Raw genomic sequence first — 15,776 nt, 5'->3', positions numbered from 1 at the left:
AACGATGACGGATCGCCGGAATGTCGAAGATCGGTCACACGGCGGAAATTATACCCGCTTCATGGCGATGATCGGCACATCGACTTCCGTGATGTTTGGCTTGATGTATCTCAATACCTATAGCGCGGCTCATATTTTCTGGAGCGAAACGCGTTTCTGGATGGCGTTCATCATGGGCGCCGCGATGATGGTCGTGATGCTGCTCTTCATGCGGTCGATGTATCGTAACCCAAGCAAAAATTACCTCGTCCTCGGAACGGCCGTGGTCGTGTTTGCGACGGCGCTCTGGCTCGTCCGCAGCCAGGAGACGATCGATGACGTCGATTATATGCGTGCGATGATCCCGCATCATTTGATCGCGATCATGACGAGCGAGCGCGCCCACATCCGTGATCCGCGCACGCGTGCGCTCGCGAACGAAATCATCGCGGCTCAGCGGCGCGAAATTGCCGAGATGAAATATCTGATCGCCGATATCGAGTCGAACGGCGTTCGCGCCCCGCACGCAGAGACAAATGTCGGGGACGCGAAGGCGCCCGTCGCTACCCTGATTTTGCCGGTCGAACGAAGCGCGCCCTGATGAGGGAAGAGGAATGCGCTTCGCAGCCACACGGGCGACGATCGCGTCGGGAGTGGCAAGGCCGCGCAATTTCGGACCTGTCCGGTCAGAGAAGGCAAGTGTGCGTGACGATCAGACCCAATTGAAGATGGCCGACTCTCCGCGATCTATGGTTTTGGCATACCGATGGCGCGACTCGGCATTTCCGGCTCCCGTCGCTTGGCACCCTGCTACATCGCCCTGGAATTTTCCGGAGTGTAGGGGCCGACGGTGACGCCTTGTCGCACAAATTTTCGCACGAACAAAAAAATTGAACAGAGTTGTGAGGGATGATCCGCGCGCCTGCGTAATAGAACTGTCATCTCTATTGAGCGCAAATAGATTTAACGCGTTGATAAAAAACGAATTTTTGTGTTGACCTGTATATACATTTGATGCTCTCTCGGCCCCGTCCGGTAACCGAAGGGGGGTCTCTCCATGTCATCCAGGAAATTTCTGCTCGCGAGCGCGGCTGTTGCCGCAATCATTACGCTGCCCGCCCACGCCCAGAGCGGCGAAGCGCCCATGGCCGCGAACGACGATGCCGCTGCCTCGCAAGCGGCATCCGACATTATCGTAACAGGGTCGCGCATCCGCCGTCAGGATCTTGCCGGCGTCGGTCCTGCCACCGTAGTGTCGGCCGAGCAGATCGAGAATACCGGCCTCGTCAATATCGAAACCGTCCTCCAGCGCCTGCCGGCAAACGCCGGATTTGCCGGCAACCAGACCTCGGCTTACTGGACCGGCAACGGCTATGGCACCGCGCAGGTCAATCTGCGCGGCCTCGGTATCAAGCGCACGCTCGTGTTGCTCAACGATCGCCGGATCGTCGCTGGCGGAACGGGCGCCAACTCGTCGCCCGACCTCAATATGATCCCTGTGGTCGCGCTCGCGCGCACCGACGTGCTCAAGGACGGTGCGTCGGCGATCTATGGCGCCGACGCGATGGCGGGCGTCGTCAACCTCGTGACGCGCACCGACTATGAAGGTCTGGGCGTCAGCCTGCGTCAGGGCATCACGGAAAAGGGCGACGGGGCCGATTTCACCGCCGACCTCATCTGGGGGATACGCAACGACCGCGGCGGTTTCATGGCTGCCGTCACCTACCAAAAGACCAAGGCGGTCAACATGGCGACGCGCGCGCCCTGTTCGCTCGCCGAAACCACGCCGGGCGCGCTGAGCTGCGTCAACAGCGCCTCGACGATCGGCGGGCGCGCTGTGCTGCCCAACGGTCAGCAGATCAACTTCAACCAGGTGCTCGGCGGCGACGGCGATTTCTTTGAGCCCTACAGCGCCGCCAAGCATAATTTCAATTCGGCGCCCTTTCTGAACGCGGTCAGCCCGATCGAGCGCGTCAGCACCGCTTTTTTCGTCGATTACGACCTGTCGGACGGCGTCGAAGCATTTGGTGAATTTCTTTATACCTTCCGCAAGTCGAACCAGATCGCGACGCCCGGCACGTTGCGCAATCTGGCGATTTCAGCGACCAACCCGACCAACCCCACGGGCGAGAATATCGTCCTCATCCAGCGCCGCCTCGCCGAGCCGGGGCCGCGCCAGTTCTTCCAGGAAACCGATACCTGGCAGGGCACTTTCGGCCTGCGCGGCGCACTGTCGAATGACTGGCACTGGAATGTCGCGGGCAGCTTTGGCCGCAACACCGCGGTCGACGGGTCGACGAACATCGCCAACCTCGAGCGCGTGCGCAACACGATCGACACGTCGAAGTGCAGCACCGCGCCGGGCGCGGCGATCCCGTGCGGCGACTATCTGGGCGCGGGCGACCTGACGCCGGAAGTGCTCGACTATATCCTCTTCACCTCGCGCGACCGCGGCGGCAACGAACTGGCGACCGTCACGGCCGACCTGACCGGCAGCTTGTTCGAACTGCCCGCCGGACCGCTCTCCTTTGCGACGGGCGTCGTCTATCGCAAGGAAAAGGGCTGGCGCGATCCCGATCCGCTGACCGTCCTCGGCGTCGCCAACACCAACCAGCAGGACCCGATTTCGGGATCGAGCACGGCGAAGGAAGCCTATCTCGAACTGTCGGTACCGGTCCTCGCCGACAAGCCTTTCTTTGAGGCGCTGACGCTCGACGGCGCGGTCCGCTATTCGGACTACGACCTGTTCGGCAGCGACTGGAATTACAAGCTGGGCGCCGACTGGATGATCAGCAACAGCTTCCGCCTGCGCGGAACCTATGGCACGGGTTTCCGCATTCCCAACGTCCCCGAATTGTTCGGCGGCGTATCCGAAGGCAATCTGACCACTACCGATCCCTGCTCGCGCTATTCGACGAGCGGCAACGCGACGCTGATTGCCAATTGCCAGGCATCGGGCGTACCCGCCAACTATGTCCAGCTCGGCACGACGATCCTGACGACCGTCGGCGGCAATGAGGATCTTCGGCCCGAAAGCTCGACGACCTGGACGGTCGGCACGGTGATCTCGCCCAAGGCGATGATCCCCGGCCTGTCGCTCACCGCCGACTGGTTCGACATCAAGATCAAGGACGCGATCCGGGCGATCCCGGGATCGACCAAGCTTGCCGTATGCTATGCGAGCCAGAATCTGTCGCATCCTTTCTGCGACGATTTCACGCGCAGTCCGCTGACCGGCGAGGTGACGTTCCTCTCGGCGCAGCCGATAAACACCGGGCGCGAGGAAATGAACGGGCTCGACCTTGGTCTCGTCTACAACAAGATGGTCGGCGGCGTGTCGGTCTCGTTCGACATGAACGTCACCTACCTCAACAAATATGTCGTCCATCCCTTCCCGGGCGGTGCGCCGATCGAATTCGACGGCTTCATCGGCGGCGGCAACGGCGGTTATCCGAAATGGCGCGGCTATGGCGTGCTGACGCTCGCCAAGGATGAGGTCAGTGCGACCTGGTCGACCCAGTGGATCGGCAAGGCCACCGACTTCAACGCCGACCCGGGCGACATCGGCTATCGCACCCCGAACGTCTTTTACCACAACCTCCAGCTTGCCTATGAGGTCAATGACAAGACCCGCTTCCAGGTCGGTGTCGACAATCTGTTCGATCGCAAGGCGCCCTATATCCAGAGCTTTACCGATGCGAACACCGACACGATGACCTATGATCTGCTCGGCCGGCGCTTCTATGTCGGTTTCCGCACGGCGTTCTGAGGAAGGGCGACATGGCAATCCGATGGCCGCTTCTCGTCCGGCGGACGCACAAATGGCTCGCCCTCGCGGTGGGCGTCCAGGCGCTGCTCTGGACGTTGACCGGGATGTACATGGTGGCGGTGCATATCGACATCATTCACGGTGACCATCTGGTCAGGGCTCCCGCAGCCACACCGGTGGATGTGGCAAGTCTTGTGGCGCCGTCGCGGATCGTCGCGGCGGCACCCGGAACGTCCGAGGTCCGTTTTCAGCGACTTTTGGACCGCCCCGTCTGGCGCGCCGAAACTCCCGACGGCGCCCGCCTGTACGATGCGGTCACGGGTGCGCCGCTGCCTGCCCTTTCCAAGTTCCAGATCGAGGAACAGGCGCGGCGCATCTATGCCGGTGAAGGAAAGATTGTCGCCACTCGTTTGCTCGACATAGCGCCGGTCGAAATGCAGGCGCGCAAGCCGCCCTATTGGCAGGTCGAGTTCGAAGGGTGGAATCGCCCGACGCTCTATCTGTCGCCGACGACCGGCGAACTCATTTCGCGGCGCCACGCGCTCTGGCGGGTCTTCGATTTCGCGTGGATGCTGCACATCATGGACTATGACGAGCGCAGCGACGTCAACAATCCGCTGCTGCGCGTCGTAACCTGGAGCACCTTTGCCATGGCGCTGACCGGCGCGTGGTTGCTCATCTGGTCTTTCCCCCGCCGCAAGAGGAAAAAGGCATGAAACCTATCCGCCTGACGCCGCTTTTCTTCCGGCGCATTCACAAATGGGTCGGCCTGATCCTCGGCATTCAATTCCTGCTCTGGGCGCTCAGCGGCTCGGTGATGGCGCTTCTCGACAAGGATGCCGTCGGCGGCCACGGCGGGCAAATGGCGCACACACATCCTCTGCCGGAGGGCGCCTATTTCAATCTCGCCAATTTGCCGGATGACAAAGCCATAGTCGGTATCGTGCTTCGCGATCTCGGCGCCCGGCCTGTCTATGAAATCCGGACGCGCACGGGGGTTCAACTGTTCGATGCGACCAGCGGCGACGAAATCCATGTCGATGGCGACTTGGCACGCCACGTCGCGTCGATGATGAACGACGCGCCTATCCGGAGCGCGAGCGTGCTTCCCAAGCCCAATCTCGAAGCGCGCGATCACGAAGGCGCCATGTGGCGCATCGACTTTGACGACGAAGAGAACAGCAGCGCCTATGTCTCGCTCGACACCGCACGCTTCCTTGTCATGCGCGGCGACACATGGCGCACCTGGGACTTCTTCTGGATGCTCCACAATATGGACTACATTGATCGGAAGAGCTTCAACCACCCATTGATCATCTTTATGGCCTTTGGCGTATTGTGGCTTTCGGGAACGGGCTTCTACCTGCTCTTCAAAAGCTTCAGCCGAGCCGATTTCCGCTGGCTGCGTCGCCGCCGCAAGCCCACGGTCGTGGCGGACGCCGGCTAAGGGGCGTCAGTCGTCGACCGAAAAGGCTGCGGTCAACTCGAAGCGCTTGCCGGGGTGCGTCAACCAGGCATGCGAGACAAGACGCCCCGCGCTCCAGGTGCGGCGCGTCATACGCAAAACCGGCTCACTGTCGGCGAGACCCAACATGGTCCGTGTCCGCTCGTCGGGCATCATCGCATTGACCCGATGCTCGACCCGTTCGAGCGGAGCGATGCGCGACAGATATTCGTTCGGCGTCAGTTGTGTGAAGTCGAGCTTGTCATAATCGGGAGCAATCGAGCCCAGAACAAAGCGTTCCTCGATCTGGATCGGGAACTCATCTTCATGGTGGACGATGATCGAATGAAAAAGCTTGGTACCGAGCCGGGCCTCGATAAGAGGCGCGGTGTCGGAATTGGCGCGTTCGGCACGATTCTGGATCACGCGCGCGCGATACACATGGCCGCGTGCCCGCACCTCGTCAGCAATGTTGCGGATTTCGATCAGCTGGCCGATCGGCTTGGGCTCGGCGACAAAGGTGCCGCTCCCGGCGCGCCGGACCAGAACGCCTGCGGTCTGGAGCTCGCGAAGCGCACGGTTGGCCGTCATTCGCGACACGTCGAATTGCTGCACCAACTCTGATTCCGATGGCACCCGGTCGCCGGGTTTGAGCGATCCGTCCTTGATGGCATCGGCGATGCGCTGTTTGATTACGGCATAGCGTGGAGCAATCGCTTCGTCGTCGTTGCCTTCGGCAGTCGATGCAGGATGGTCCGAATCCGAGACCGCCAGTGGCGAACGTGATGTCATCACCCGTCTATACAGGTTGCAGACGTGATTTTCCAACCGGCCAAGTGAAAAAAATCGAGCAATCGAAACCGCCTGGGCTTCGTGAAGCGCGATTGTTCGTTCGGCGGAGGCCGGGAAAGCCCCGCCGAACCGGCCCCTCTGTTGAGGCAGTTAATCGTTGGCGGTGCTGCCCGTCGTCGGCGGGAAGCCGGCCGCGATCAGTGCGCGCTTGATTTCGGTGGCGGAGAGGCGGGTTGCGACACTGATCGTCCGTTCGGCGGGCCGCGCATCGACCTTCGCGCCGGGGTCGACTGTTTCGATGGCCTTGGTCACGCCACGCGCGCATCCGCCGCAGGTCATATTCTCGATGTGAAATTCCACGCTTTTTCTCCTGTAGATTACGGTGTGGAGCGGGGGATGCAGTGTGCCAGCGTTGGAAGGTCAAGCCATTTCAGGATAATTTTCGGACTTGACCTTACCATACTTGGAAGGTGCATTTTTCGGGCCAGCTTCGAAATCTATGAGGAATTTCAAGATGGCTACCGCCGCGACTCAGATACCGGGCCAAGCGCTCCACGATATCAGCCTGCCAATCGAAGGCATGACCTGCGCGTCATGCGTCGGCCGCGTGGAAAAAGCGCTTCGGGGCGTCCGCGGCGTCCAGCGCGCCGAGGTCAACCTTGCCACCGAACGCGCGTCGGTGAGCGTCGCGGACGATGTCGATGTCGCCGATCTGGTGAGTGCGATCGGTGCCGCAGGCTATATTGTCCCCGTACCTGCGCCAATCGAGCTCAGCATAGAGGGCATGACCTGCGCCTCGTGCGTGGGACGGGTCGAGCGCAGCCTCGCCGATGTCCCGGGGGTCCAGTCGGCGACGGTCAATCTGGCGACCGAACGCGCCTTCGTCACCGCAGGTGCGGGCGTGAGCGCCGAAACGCTCATCGATGCCGTCGAGAAGGCCGGTTATGGAGCGGCGCGTGTCTCGGCAGCGGTCGACAGCGGCAATGCGGCGAAACGCGACGCCGAGGCCGCGGTGCTGCAACGGAACCTCATGATCGCGGCTGCACTGACGCTGCCCGTATTCGTGATCGAAATGGGCTCACATCTTTTTCCGCCGCTCCATCATCTGGTCATGCGCACGATCGGCATGCAGGCGAGCTGGACGCTGCAATTCGTCCTTGCCAGCCTCGTCCTCCTGTTCCCCGGCCGCGCCTTCCTCGCCAAGGGCGTTCCGGCCTTGCTCCGGCGTGCGCCCGACATGAATTCGCTCGTCGCGCTGGGCACCATGGCCGCCTGGGGATATTCGACCGTCGCAACCTTTGCACCGCACTGGCTGCCGCCCGGAACAGTGAATGTCTTTTTCGAGGCAGCGGCGGTGATCGTGACGCTGATCCTGCTAGGGCGCTGGCTCGAGGCGAAAGCGAAGGGGCGGACGTCGCGCGTAATCGAGCAGCTCGTTGCCCTTGCGCCGCAGACCGCGCGTGTTCGCCGGGGAACCGCGATCGTCGAACTGCCCGTTGCAGAGATTCAAAGCGGTGATGTCGTCGAACTGCGACCGGGTGAGCGCGTAGCGGTCGATGGCGTCGTCGTCGAAGGCGAAAGTTTCGTCGACGAATCGATGATCAGCGGCGAACCCGTTCCAGTCGCGAAATCCGAAGGCGCCGAGGTCGTCGGCGGCACGATCAACGGGCAAGGCAATCTTGCCGTTCGCGCCACGACCGTGGGCGAGGCGAGCGTCCTTGCGCGCATTATCCGGATGGTCGAACAGGCGCAGGGCGCCAAACTGCCGATCCAGGCGCTCGTCGACCGGGTAACCATGTGGTTCGTGCCTGCGGTAATCGCGTTGGCGTCGCTCACGTTCATCATTTGGCTGCTGTTCGGGCCTGACCCCGCGCTTGGTTTTGCGTTGGTGAATGCGGTCGCTGTGCTCATCATCGCATGCCCGTGCGCGATGGGGCTCGCCACCCCAACGTCGATCATGGTCGGCACCGGCCGGGCGGCCGAAATGGGCGTGTTGTTCCGCAAGGGCGAGGCGCTTCAAGCGTTGCGCGAAGCAAAGATCGTCGCGCTCGACAAGACGGGCACCTTGACCGAAGGGCGCCCGACGCTCACCGACTTCATCGTGCTTGATGCATCGCCGCGCGACGAGCTTCTTGCGATGGTCGCGGCGATCGAGGCGAAATCGGAGCATCCGATCGCGCGCGCGATCGTGGAGGCTGCCGAGGCCGAAGGGTTGACGCTTCCTGCCGTCAGCCGATTCGAGGCGCGCCCCGGATTTGGGGTGGAAGCGGAAGTCGCGGGGCGGCGGGTTGCCATCGGCGCCGATCGCTATCTGAACCAGTTGGGTGTCGACGTCGCATCGTTCGAGGACTTGTCGGCAGACCTCGGTCACGACGGCAAGTCTCCGCTCTATGTGGCAGTTGACGGCCGCCTCGCCGCCATGGTTGCGGTAGCCGATCCCTTGAAACCGGAGGCTGTCAGGGCCGTTGCCGCCTTGCGCAAGCTGGGGCTGAAGGTCGCGATGATCACTGGCGACAATGTGCGCACCGCCCGCACGATTGCGCGTCAGGCCGGCATCGACCATGTCGTGGCCGAGGTGATGCCGGACGGCAAGGTCAGCGCGCTTGAAGCCCTCCGCAACGATTTCGGCAAGGCCGTCTTTGTGGGTGACGGGATCAACGACGCGCCGGCGCTCGCCGCAGCCGATGTCGGTATTGCGATTGGCAGCGGAACGGACATTGCGATCGAGGCGGCCGACGTCGTGCTGATGGCGGGCGACCTCGGGAATGTTCCCAAGGCGATCGCACTGTCCTCTGCAGTAATGGCCAATATCCGGCAAAATTTGTTCTGGGCGTTTGGCTACAACACCGCGTTGATTCCCGTTGCGGCAGGTTTGCTTTACCCTGCCAGCGGCACCTTGCTGTCGCCCATGCTTGCGGCCGGAGCGATGGGACTGTCATCGGTATTCGTGCTAACCAATGCGCTGCGCCTCAAGCGTTTCGTCCCGTCGGCAATTTGATAGGGGAGACAATCAGATGAACATTGGCGAAGCTGCAAGCGCTTCGGGCGTGTCGGCCAAGATGATCCGCTATTATGAGAAGGTAGGCCTGGTAGAGGCGCCGGCCCGCACCGATGCCGGTTATCGATCCTATGGATCCCGCGACGTCCACAACCTGCGATTTGTCCGACGCGCGCGTGATTTGGGCTTTACGGTCGATGAGATCAGGGATTTGCTTGGTCTTTGGCGCGACCAGGGCCGTCGCAGCGCCGATGTAAAGCGGATGGCGCTCGATCAGATCAGGCTACTCGAGCAAAAGGCGCGGCATCTCCAGGAAATGGCCGATACACTTAAATCCTTGGCAGATTGTTGCACGGGTGATGCGAGACCCGACTGTCCCATAATTGCGGGGCTGGAGGCGGGGCAGCCGCTTTCTTCTCGGCGTCCAAACCGGCGCTTCGGAGTAACAAATGAGCGTGCCGTACCCCCGCGACGCTGAATTCAGGCGCCATCTTGCCAGAGTCTATGTCTGATTCTCCGCTTTAATCGAGGCTGCACCGAAACTGCCTGCTTGTTATCCGGGTAACGGGCCAAACGGGATTCGACGCTCTGGATTATAGTCGGTCGTACCCTCAAACGAATCACCGCATCTGTTGCACAAACTGTCGAAATTCGGCATCGAACCCCCGAAAATCGCACAGAATGGCGGTAACAAAAAAATTGCAAGTAAAAAGATTCTGCGTTTTTCAAAACGTTACTTCTCAATTGGATCGCGTCCCCGGCACCACAATCACTTCCTTCATTGTGACGCACCCGTGACGGAACGGCGACGGCTTCCGTAGCGTAAACTGTTGCTTTTTGGCCACAAATTTTTGCAAAATCCAAATCTCCGCTGCGCTGTTGTTGACCTCGGCGGACGCCGGATTAGGTCGGAAGGTTCCTGCCGGAGCATCCCCTCCAGAGGCCCGATGGGTCAGGTTTCGGCGGGTTGGAGAGAGAGACCATCATGACCTTGCGCAACATCTTGTTGGGCGCCACCATGCTGTGCGCCGCAAATCTTCCTGTCCTTGCCCACGCGCAGGACGCCGCGGCGTCCACCGACAGCAGCGGCGGTGTCGACGCATTCGATTACGGCAACGAAATCATCGTGACGGCCTCGAAGCGTTCGCAGACCCTGCAGGATACGCCGATCGCGGTTTCGGTTGCTTCGGCGGCCGAAATCGAAAATGCCCAGATCCGCGACCTGATCGACCTCCAGTCGGCGGTCCCCAGCCTGCGCGTGTCGCAGCTCCAGTCGAGCGCGAACACCAATTTCATCATCCGCGGTTTCGGTAATGGCGCAAACAACGCGGGTATCGAACCCTCGGTCGGCGTGTTCATCGACGGCGTCTATCGCTCGCGCTCGGCGGCGCAGATCGGCGATCTTCCGAACCTCGAGCGCGTCGAAGTGCTGCGCGGCCCCCAGTCGACCCTGTTCGGCAAGAATGCGTCGGCGGGCGTCATCAGCATCGTCACGCAAAAGCCGCAATATGACTTCGGCGGTTCGGTCGAAGCGACCTATGGCAATTATGATGCGATCACGGTGAAGGGCAATGTTACCGGGCCGATCAGCGACACCGCCGCTTTCTCGATCGGCGGCAATTACAACCGTCGCGACGGCTATGCCTATGATGTCAACCTCGGCACCGACGTCAACGACCGCAACCGATGGGGTCTTCGCGGCCAGCTGTTGTTCGAGCCGACCGACGCGCTGTCGATCCGCCTGATCGCCGATTACGACAAGATCGACGAAAATTGCTGTATCGCGGGCAATGTCATCGCGGGACCGACGGTTGCAATCACCAACGCGCTTGCGGGCGGCCCCAGCGTCGACGCGAACAACCCCTTTTCGTACCGTGTCTATAATAATTTCCTGTCGACCAACGAGATCGAGAATTACGGCGGTTCGGCGCAGATCGACTATGACCTCGGCAACCTCGCGCTGACGTCGATCACCGCCTATCGCGAAGTGCGCGCCGACACGAACCAGGATTCGGACTTCACGAGCGCCGACCTGATCGGCCAGAACAGCCAGCAGCTTGGCATCGACACCTGGACGCAGGAAGTGCGGCTCACCTCGGACTTCGATGGTCCGGTCAACTTCCTGGTCGGCGGATATTATTTCAACGAAAAGATCGACCAGAAGAACGACATTCGCTTCGGGACGCACTTCCGCCCCTATGGCGACCAGCTGATCCGCGCGGCGTCGGACAATGCGCTCAATGTCGCCATGCTCGAAGGCACGCTGGGCGCGCTCGAAGGCGCTCCGACGAAATATGTCGGCAGCTTTTTCCGCGCAGGCGACGGGCTCGACGAGGCGTATCGCATGTCGAACACCGCCTGGTCGATTTTCGGCACGCTCGATTTCGAGTTTACCGACCGTCTGATGCTTACCGTCGGCGCCAACTATACGAAGGACCGCAAGCGCTTTGCGACCGACGTCATCAGCAACGACGTCTTTTCGGGCGTGAACCTCGACGCGGCTGCCTATACGCCCTTCCGTCAGGCACTGTTGATCGGCGCCGGCGTCGATCCCGCGACTGCGGCCTTCCTTGCCGCCAACCCGACGATGACCTTGCCCGACGGCAGCAGCGCGAACCCGCTTGCAGGACTGAAAGCCTTTCAGTTCCTGCCGCCGTTCCTGAACCTGCCGAACGCGGTGGAGGATGGGCGGACGAACGACAGCGACCTCGCCTATAGCGCGCGCCTGTCGTACGAGCTGACCGACACGGTCAATGTCTATGCGACCTATGCGACGGGCTTCAAGGCGAGCTCGGTCAACCTGTCGCGCGACAGCCGTCCGCTCGCCGCCGACCTGCCCGCGATCACCTCGGGCGGGCTTCGCACACCGAATCTGGTTGCGGGTTCGCGCTTCGCCGATCCCGAGGAATCGGAAGTCTATGAGGCGGGGCTGAAGGCACAATGGTCGGTCGCCGCACTGAACCTTGCGGTGTTCAAACAGTCGATCAAGGGGTTCCAGTCGAACATCTTCACCGGCACCGGCTTCGCACTCGCCAATGCGGGCAAGCAGTCGACTTTCGGCATCGAGTTCGACGGATCGGTGCGCCCGGTCCGCGGGCTCAACCTGACGCTGGCGATGACCTATCTCGACCCCAAATATGACAGCTTCGTCAATTCGGCGTTCGGGGACATTTCGGGCACCAAGCCCGCCGGCATTGCGGACCTGTCGATGTCGCTCGGCGGCACCTATACGCACGAGTTCGCGGGCGGCACGCGCGCGATCTTCCACGCCGATTATCTGTACGAAAGCCCGGTGCGGATCGTCGAGGGGTTGCAGGGGATTCCGCAGGCTGTCGCCGACTCGCTGAAGCGCGAGGTGAACCAGTTGAACGCGTCGTTCACGATCGCGCTGACCAACGGCCTCGAAGTCGGTGTGTGGGGCCGCAACCTCACCAATGCGCAATATCTGACGACGGTCTTCCCGGCTGTTGCGCAGTCGGGCAGCGTGTCGGGCTATCCCAGCCAGCCGCGCACCTATGGCGGCACGGTGCGTTTCAAATTCTGACGCGTGCCGCGTGCGGGGGCGGTGCCTCGCCCCCGCCTGCACATCGCGCCCAAACAAAAACCCCGCCCTCTCGCGTGAGAGGGCGGGGCTTTTCTTGGGTGCCGGGTGGCGTCAGAATCTGAAGCCGGCCGCAATGCCGTAGCGGCGCGGATCGAGCGTGAACACGTTGGTGAGCAGGCCCGACGACTGGTCGGTGACATAAAGGCCGGTGACCGGCTGGCTGTCGAAGATGTTCGAAACGAACGCCTTCACATACCATTTCTTGTCGACACCATTGAGCTGGATCTGGGCGTTCGCCTGGGCATAGCCGTTGATCTTGTTGATCCGCCCGTTGAAGATATTGCCATAGCTGTCGCCGGTGTAGGTGATGTCGAGACGCGGGGTCAGCGACATGTCGTTGGCGAAATGATGCGTATATTGCACGCCGGCGTTGAACTTGACGTTCGGCGCCTGCGGCAGCTTGTTGCCCCGGATGTTGACCGGCACACCTGCGTTTTCGACAATGAAGGGCAGCGGCCCCGTCGGCACCCCGAACAGCGCGCGGAGCGGCGCCGGCGGGTTGGCGGCCGTCGCTGCGAGCACCGAGCAGATGCCGAAGGCGCCCGGCGAGTTGATGCCGCTGTTCGGACCGAAGCTCGTCGGCGGCTGTAGTTGTAACGCGGGGTCAGAATTGACAGCGGCGACATAGGTTTGGACGCCCACGGCATTGCCTGCGGTCGTCGGGACCACGGCGCAGTTCGAACCGTTGGTGATGTCCTTGATGATCACCGTGTCCGAACGCCCGCCCGACGGATCGCGCGGATTGCCGAGGAACTTGTCGCTCGACACCTTGGTATTGAGATAGCTCGCGCCGAGGTTGACGACGAAATCGGGCGTCGGCGTGATCACCGCTTCGGCTTCGAGGCCCCAGATATCGGCGTCGACATTGTCGTTCACCGAGGTACGCGCGACGATGCGGCTGAGCTGGAGATCCTTATATTTGTAATAGAAGCCCGTGACGTTGATTTGCAGGGCTCCGAAACGGTTCTTCGACCCGATCTCGAACGCGTTGACGATTTCGGGCACGAAGGATTCGTCGACCTCAAATACCGGTTGCAGCGGCGGGTTGATGCCGCCCGATTTATACCCGCGCGAATAGCTCGCATAGAGCAGATTGTCGGGAGTAATCTTCCAGTCGATGACCGCGCGGCCGGTCACCTCGTCGAAGCCGACGCGGCGTTCCTGGAACAACTGGTTGCCCGCAGTGCCGGGGTCGGCGTCGAAAGTGCCGACGAACGGCGAATCGAATGCGCTGCCCGTCTGGCCGAACGGCGTGAGGAAATTCGCAAGCGTCGAGCGTGCCCGAACCGCCTTGCGATCATTGGTGTAGCGAAGGCCGGCGGTCAGCTTGAGCGTATCGTTGAACTCGAAATAGCCTTCGCCGAACAGCCCGTATGAACGGACGCGCAGATCGTCGGTGTTGTTGCGGAAAAAGGGTGTGGCGAGGAAGGACGGCGCCAGCGGGCCACCCGCAGCCGGCGGGTTGCCGAGCGCCGTAAATGTGCCGAGGATGCCGGTCAGATAGTCGATGCCGAACGAGTTCACATAATAGCTGTTCTCGGTCAGGTGCGACTTGCCATAGATGCCGCCGACGAGGAAGTTGAACGGGCCGTCGAGGTCGGAGCTGATAATGAGCTCGCCCGACCAGCTGCTGCTGTCCTGGTTCGACCGGTCGAAATCCTGCGGCGTCGCGGTACAGGTCGAAAAGCCGCCATAGGAACCGAGCCCCGATTCCTCGGCGAGCGAGGTGCAGAGCGGGCCGTTGGGACCGCCGGGGATCAGCGCCGCCGCGATCGGGGCGAAATAAGCGGCCGGGAGCCCCGGGATGCCGCCTGCTGCCGCTGCGGCAAGGGTATTGAGCGCCGGCGCGAAGAAGCTGCGGTCCTGGATCGACAGGTTATAGTCCTGGCTGCTGTCGACGCTGGCTTCCTGATAGACGCCCGCGAGCGAGACGTTGATCGCGCCGAAGCTGTGTTCGAGCCGCCCCTGGATCTGGAGCTCGTCCGAGAAATAGTTCGGCGTATAGTCGGTGTTGACGATGCGGGGATCGGGGTTCGACTGAAAGGTCGACAGCGCGTCGGGGCCATAGAGGCTGCCAAGGCCGAAGGCGGTCGGAATGCCGCGGATCGCCAGGAACTCGCGGCTCGTCAGCACGCCGACGAAGGTCGAGTTCGCATTGGTGACGCCGGGATCGCGGCGGTTGTTCAGACAGCCGAGCACGCCGGTGGGATCGCGCTGGCAATATTGTTTCTGGATGCGAAGCCGGTTGTCCTCTTCGCGGAAATAATAGCCGAGGAGGTCGAGCGTCGTGTCGGGCGTGGGCTGCCAGCGAATCGACCCGCGCACCGCGTACATGTCGCGGTCGTCGATACGGCTGTTGTCGAACAGATTCTTCGTATAGCCGTCGCGGTTGAGATAGAAGCCCGCCACGCGCACGCCCAGCGTGTCGCCGATCGGCAGGTTGACCATCCCCTTGACCTTGATGCTGTTGTAATTGCCATATTCGAAATCACCCGCGGCCCCAAAGGCGCTGAGGTCGGGCTTGGCGGTCACGACGTTGACGACGCCCGAGGTCGCATTGCGGCCGAACAGCGTTCCCTGTGGCCCGCGCAGCACCTCGATGCGTTCGAGGTCGAAAAATTCGGTTTCGAACAGACGGGTGCCGATCAGCGGCGATTCATTCTGGTGGATCGCGGTCGCGCTGTCGCAACTGACGCCGACGCAAAGGTCGCCGATGCCGCGGATCGTGAAACTCGACGAGGTGAAATTGGTCTTGGTGAAGGTAACATTGGGCAGGGTGAGTTGCAGGTCGGACGGGTTCTCGATCTGCTGCGCCTCCAGCGATTCCGCGGAAAAGGCGCTGACGGCGATCGGCACGTCCTGAAGCCGTTCGGACTGGCGCTGTGCCGTCACGACGATTTCGCCGCCGAAGGCGTCGGTATCTCCACTCTGCGCCATTGCCGGTGTCGCCACCGCCATCGCCAGGATCGAGCTTCCGATCAATGCGTTGAACTTCATCAATGTCCTCCCTTTTCCGATCCCGCGGGTGCGGGTCGCCCAAATCAGATTTGTGACTAAGGGAAGGAGTGTGACCTGCATGGCAGGGAGCACCGGGCCAGGTCGGCCAGATGTGTGTCGTTTTCCCACCTGCCAGCTGCGCTGGTCATCGTCCTCTCCCACCGGTGTCGGGGAAAACACCGGCCTCTCCGGA

Annotated in this window: 10 protein-coding genes; 7 read left to right on the top strand and 3 right to left on the bottom strand. The window is 61.8% G+C overall.

Annotated elements, in window-relative coordinates:
• Window positions 1-4: 4 nt before the first annotated feature.
• The 4 genes from H7692_RS05090 to H7692_RS05075 all read left to right on the top strand — a co-directional run bounded on the left by H7692_RS05090 (window position 5) and on the right by H7692_RS05075 (window position 5,195).
• Window positions 5-580 (top strand): DUF305 domain-containing protein, encoded by a 576-nt coding sequence (locus H7692_RS05090; RefSeq protein ID WP_227339860.1) that lies wholly within the window; start codon window positions 5-7, stop codon window positions 578-580.
• Between the two features lie 456 nt (window positions 581-1,036).
• Window positions 1,037-3,748, top strand: a complete 2,712-nt coding sequence (locus tag H7692_RS05085) for a TonB-dependent receptor domain-containing protein (RefSeq protein WP_201926416.1) — start codon at window positions 1,037-1,039, stop codon at window positions 3,746-3,748.
• A gap of 11 nt (window positions 3,749-3,759) precedes the next feature.
• A complete protein-coding gene (locus H7692_RS05080; protein WP_222135741.1) occupies window positions 3,760-4,464 on the top strand; it encodes a PepSY domain-containing protein in 705 nt (234 codons plus the stop codon).
• Window positions 4,461-5,195 (top strand): PepSY domain-containing protein, encoded by a 735-nt coding sequence (locus H7692_RS05075; RefSeq protein ID WP_222135742.1) that lies wholly within the window; start codon window positions 4,461-4,463, stop codon window positions 5,193-5,195. Before H7692_RS05080 ends, H7692_RS05075 begins: the two co-directional genes overlap by 4 nt.
• Window positions 5,196-5,201: 6 nt before the next feature.
• On the opposite strand, the gene hutC is transcribed toward H7692_RS05075, so the two are convergent.
• Together hutC and H7692_RS05065 are read right to left on the bottom strand one after the other, a co-directional pair.
• A complete protein-coding gene (gene hutC / locus H7692_RS05070; RefSeq protein WP_222135743.1) occupies window positions 5,202-5,984 on the bottom strand; it encodes a histidine utilization repressor in 783 nt (260 codons plus the stop codon).
• Window positions 5,985-6,134: 150 nt separating this feature from the next.
• On the bottom strand, window positions 6,135-6,344 hold the full coding sequence (locus H7692_RS05065) for a heavy-metal-associated domain-containing protein (protein WP_201926407.1): 210 nt from the start codon (window positions 6,342-6,344) through the stop codon (window positions 6,135-6,137).
• A gap of 154 nt (window positions 6,345-6,498) precedes the next feature.
• On the opposite strand from H7692_RS05065, the gene H7692_RS05060 reads away from it, so the two are divergent.
• The 3 genes from H7692_RS05060 (at window position 6,499) to H7692_RS05050 (ending at window position 12,526) form a co-directional block, all read left to right on the top strand.
• Window positions 6,499-8,982, top strand: a complete 2,484-nt coding sequence (locus H7692_RS05060) for a heavy metal translocating P-type ATPase (RefSeq protein ID WP_227339859.1) — start codon at window positions 6,499-6,501, stop codon at window positions 8,980-8,982.
• A 16-nt stretch (window positions 8,983-8,998) separates the two neighbouring features.
• Entirely contained in the window at window positions 8,999-9,460 is a 462-nt protein-coding gene (cueR, locus tag H7692_RS05055) for a Cu(I)-responsive transcriptional regulator (protein ID WP_227339858.1), read from the top strand.
• Window positions 9,461-9,967: 507 nt separating this feature from the next.
• Complete coding sequence (locus H7692_RS05050; RefSeq protein WP_227339857.1) at window positions 9,968-12,526, top strand: TonB-dependent receptor; 2,559 nt, start codon at window positions 9,968-9,970, stop codon at window positions 12,524-12,526.
• Between the two features lie 111 nt (window positions 12,527-12,637).
• Here the strand turns inward: H7692_RS05050 and H7692_RS05045 are convergent, their stop codons facing one another.
• Window positions 12,638-15,583 (bottom strand): TonB-dependent receptor, encoded by a 2,946-nt coding sequence (locus H7692_RS05045; RefSeq protein WP_227339856.1) that lies wholly within the window; start codon window positions 15,581-15,583, stop codon window positions 12,638-12,640.
• Between the last annotated feature and the right edge of the window lie 193 nt (window positions 15,584-15,776).

Source organism: Sphingopyxis sp. P8 (assembly GCF_020622175.1).
In the GTDB taxonomy this organism is placed as follows: domain Bacteria; phylum Pseudomonadota; class Alphaproteobacteria; order Sphingomonadales; family Sphingomonadaceae; genus Sphingopyxis; species Sphingopyxis jiangsuensis.
Note: the sequence above shows the minus strand (reverse complement) of the source record. Positions and strands in the feature narration are given on the sequence as shown.

Excerpts from the sequence above, each read along its gene's own strand:
- H7692_RS05090 (WP_227339860.1), top strand. The coding sequence starts at position 5 with ATGACGGATCGCCGGAATGTCGAAGATCGGTCACACGGCGGAAATTAT.
- H7692_RS05085 (WP_201926416.1), top strand. The coding sequence starts at position 1,037 with ATGTCATCCAGGAAATTTCTGCTCGCGAGCGCGGCTGTTGCCGCAATC.
- H7692_RS05080 (WP_222135741.1), top strand. The coding sequence starts at position 3,760 with ATGGCAATCCGATGGCCGCTTCTCGTCCGGCGGACGCACAAATGGCTC.
- H7692_RS05075 (WP_222135742.1), top strand. The coding sequence starts at position 4,461 with ATGAAACCTATCCGCCTGACGCCGCTTTTCTTCCGGCGCATTCACAAA.
- hutC (WP_222135743.1), bottom strand. The coding sequence starts at position 5,984 with ATGACATCACGTTCGCCACTGGCGGTCTCGGATTCGGACCATCCTGCA.
- H7692_RS05060 (WP_227339859.1), top strand. The coding sequence starts at position 6,499 with ATGGCTACCGCCGCGACTCAGATACCGGGCCAAGCGCTCCACGATATC.
- cueR (WP_227339858.1), top strand. The coding sequence starts at position 8,999 with ATGAACATTGGCGAAGCTGCAAGCGCTTCGGGCGTGTCGGCCAAGATG.
- H7692_RS05050 (WP_227339857.1), top strand. The coding sequence starts at position 9,968 with ATGACCTTGCGCAACATCTTGTTGGGCGCCACCATGCTGTGCGCCGCA.
- H7692_RS05045 (WP_227339856.1), bottom strand. The coding sequence starts at position 15,583 with ATGAAGTTCAACGCATTGATCGGAAGCTCGATCCTGGCGATGGCGGTG.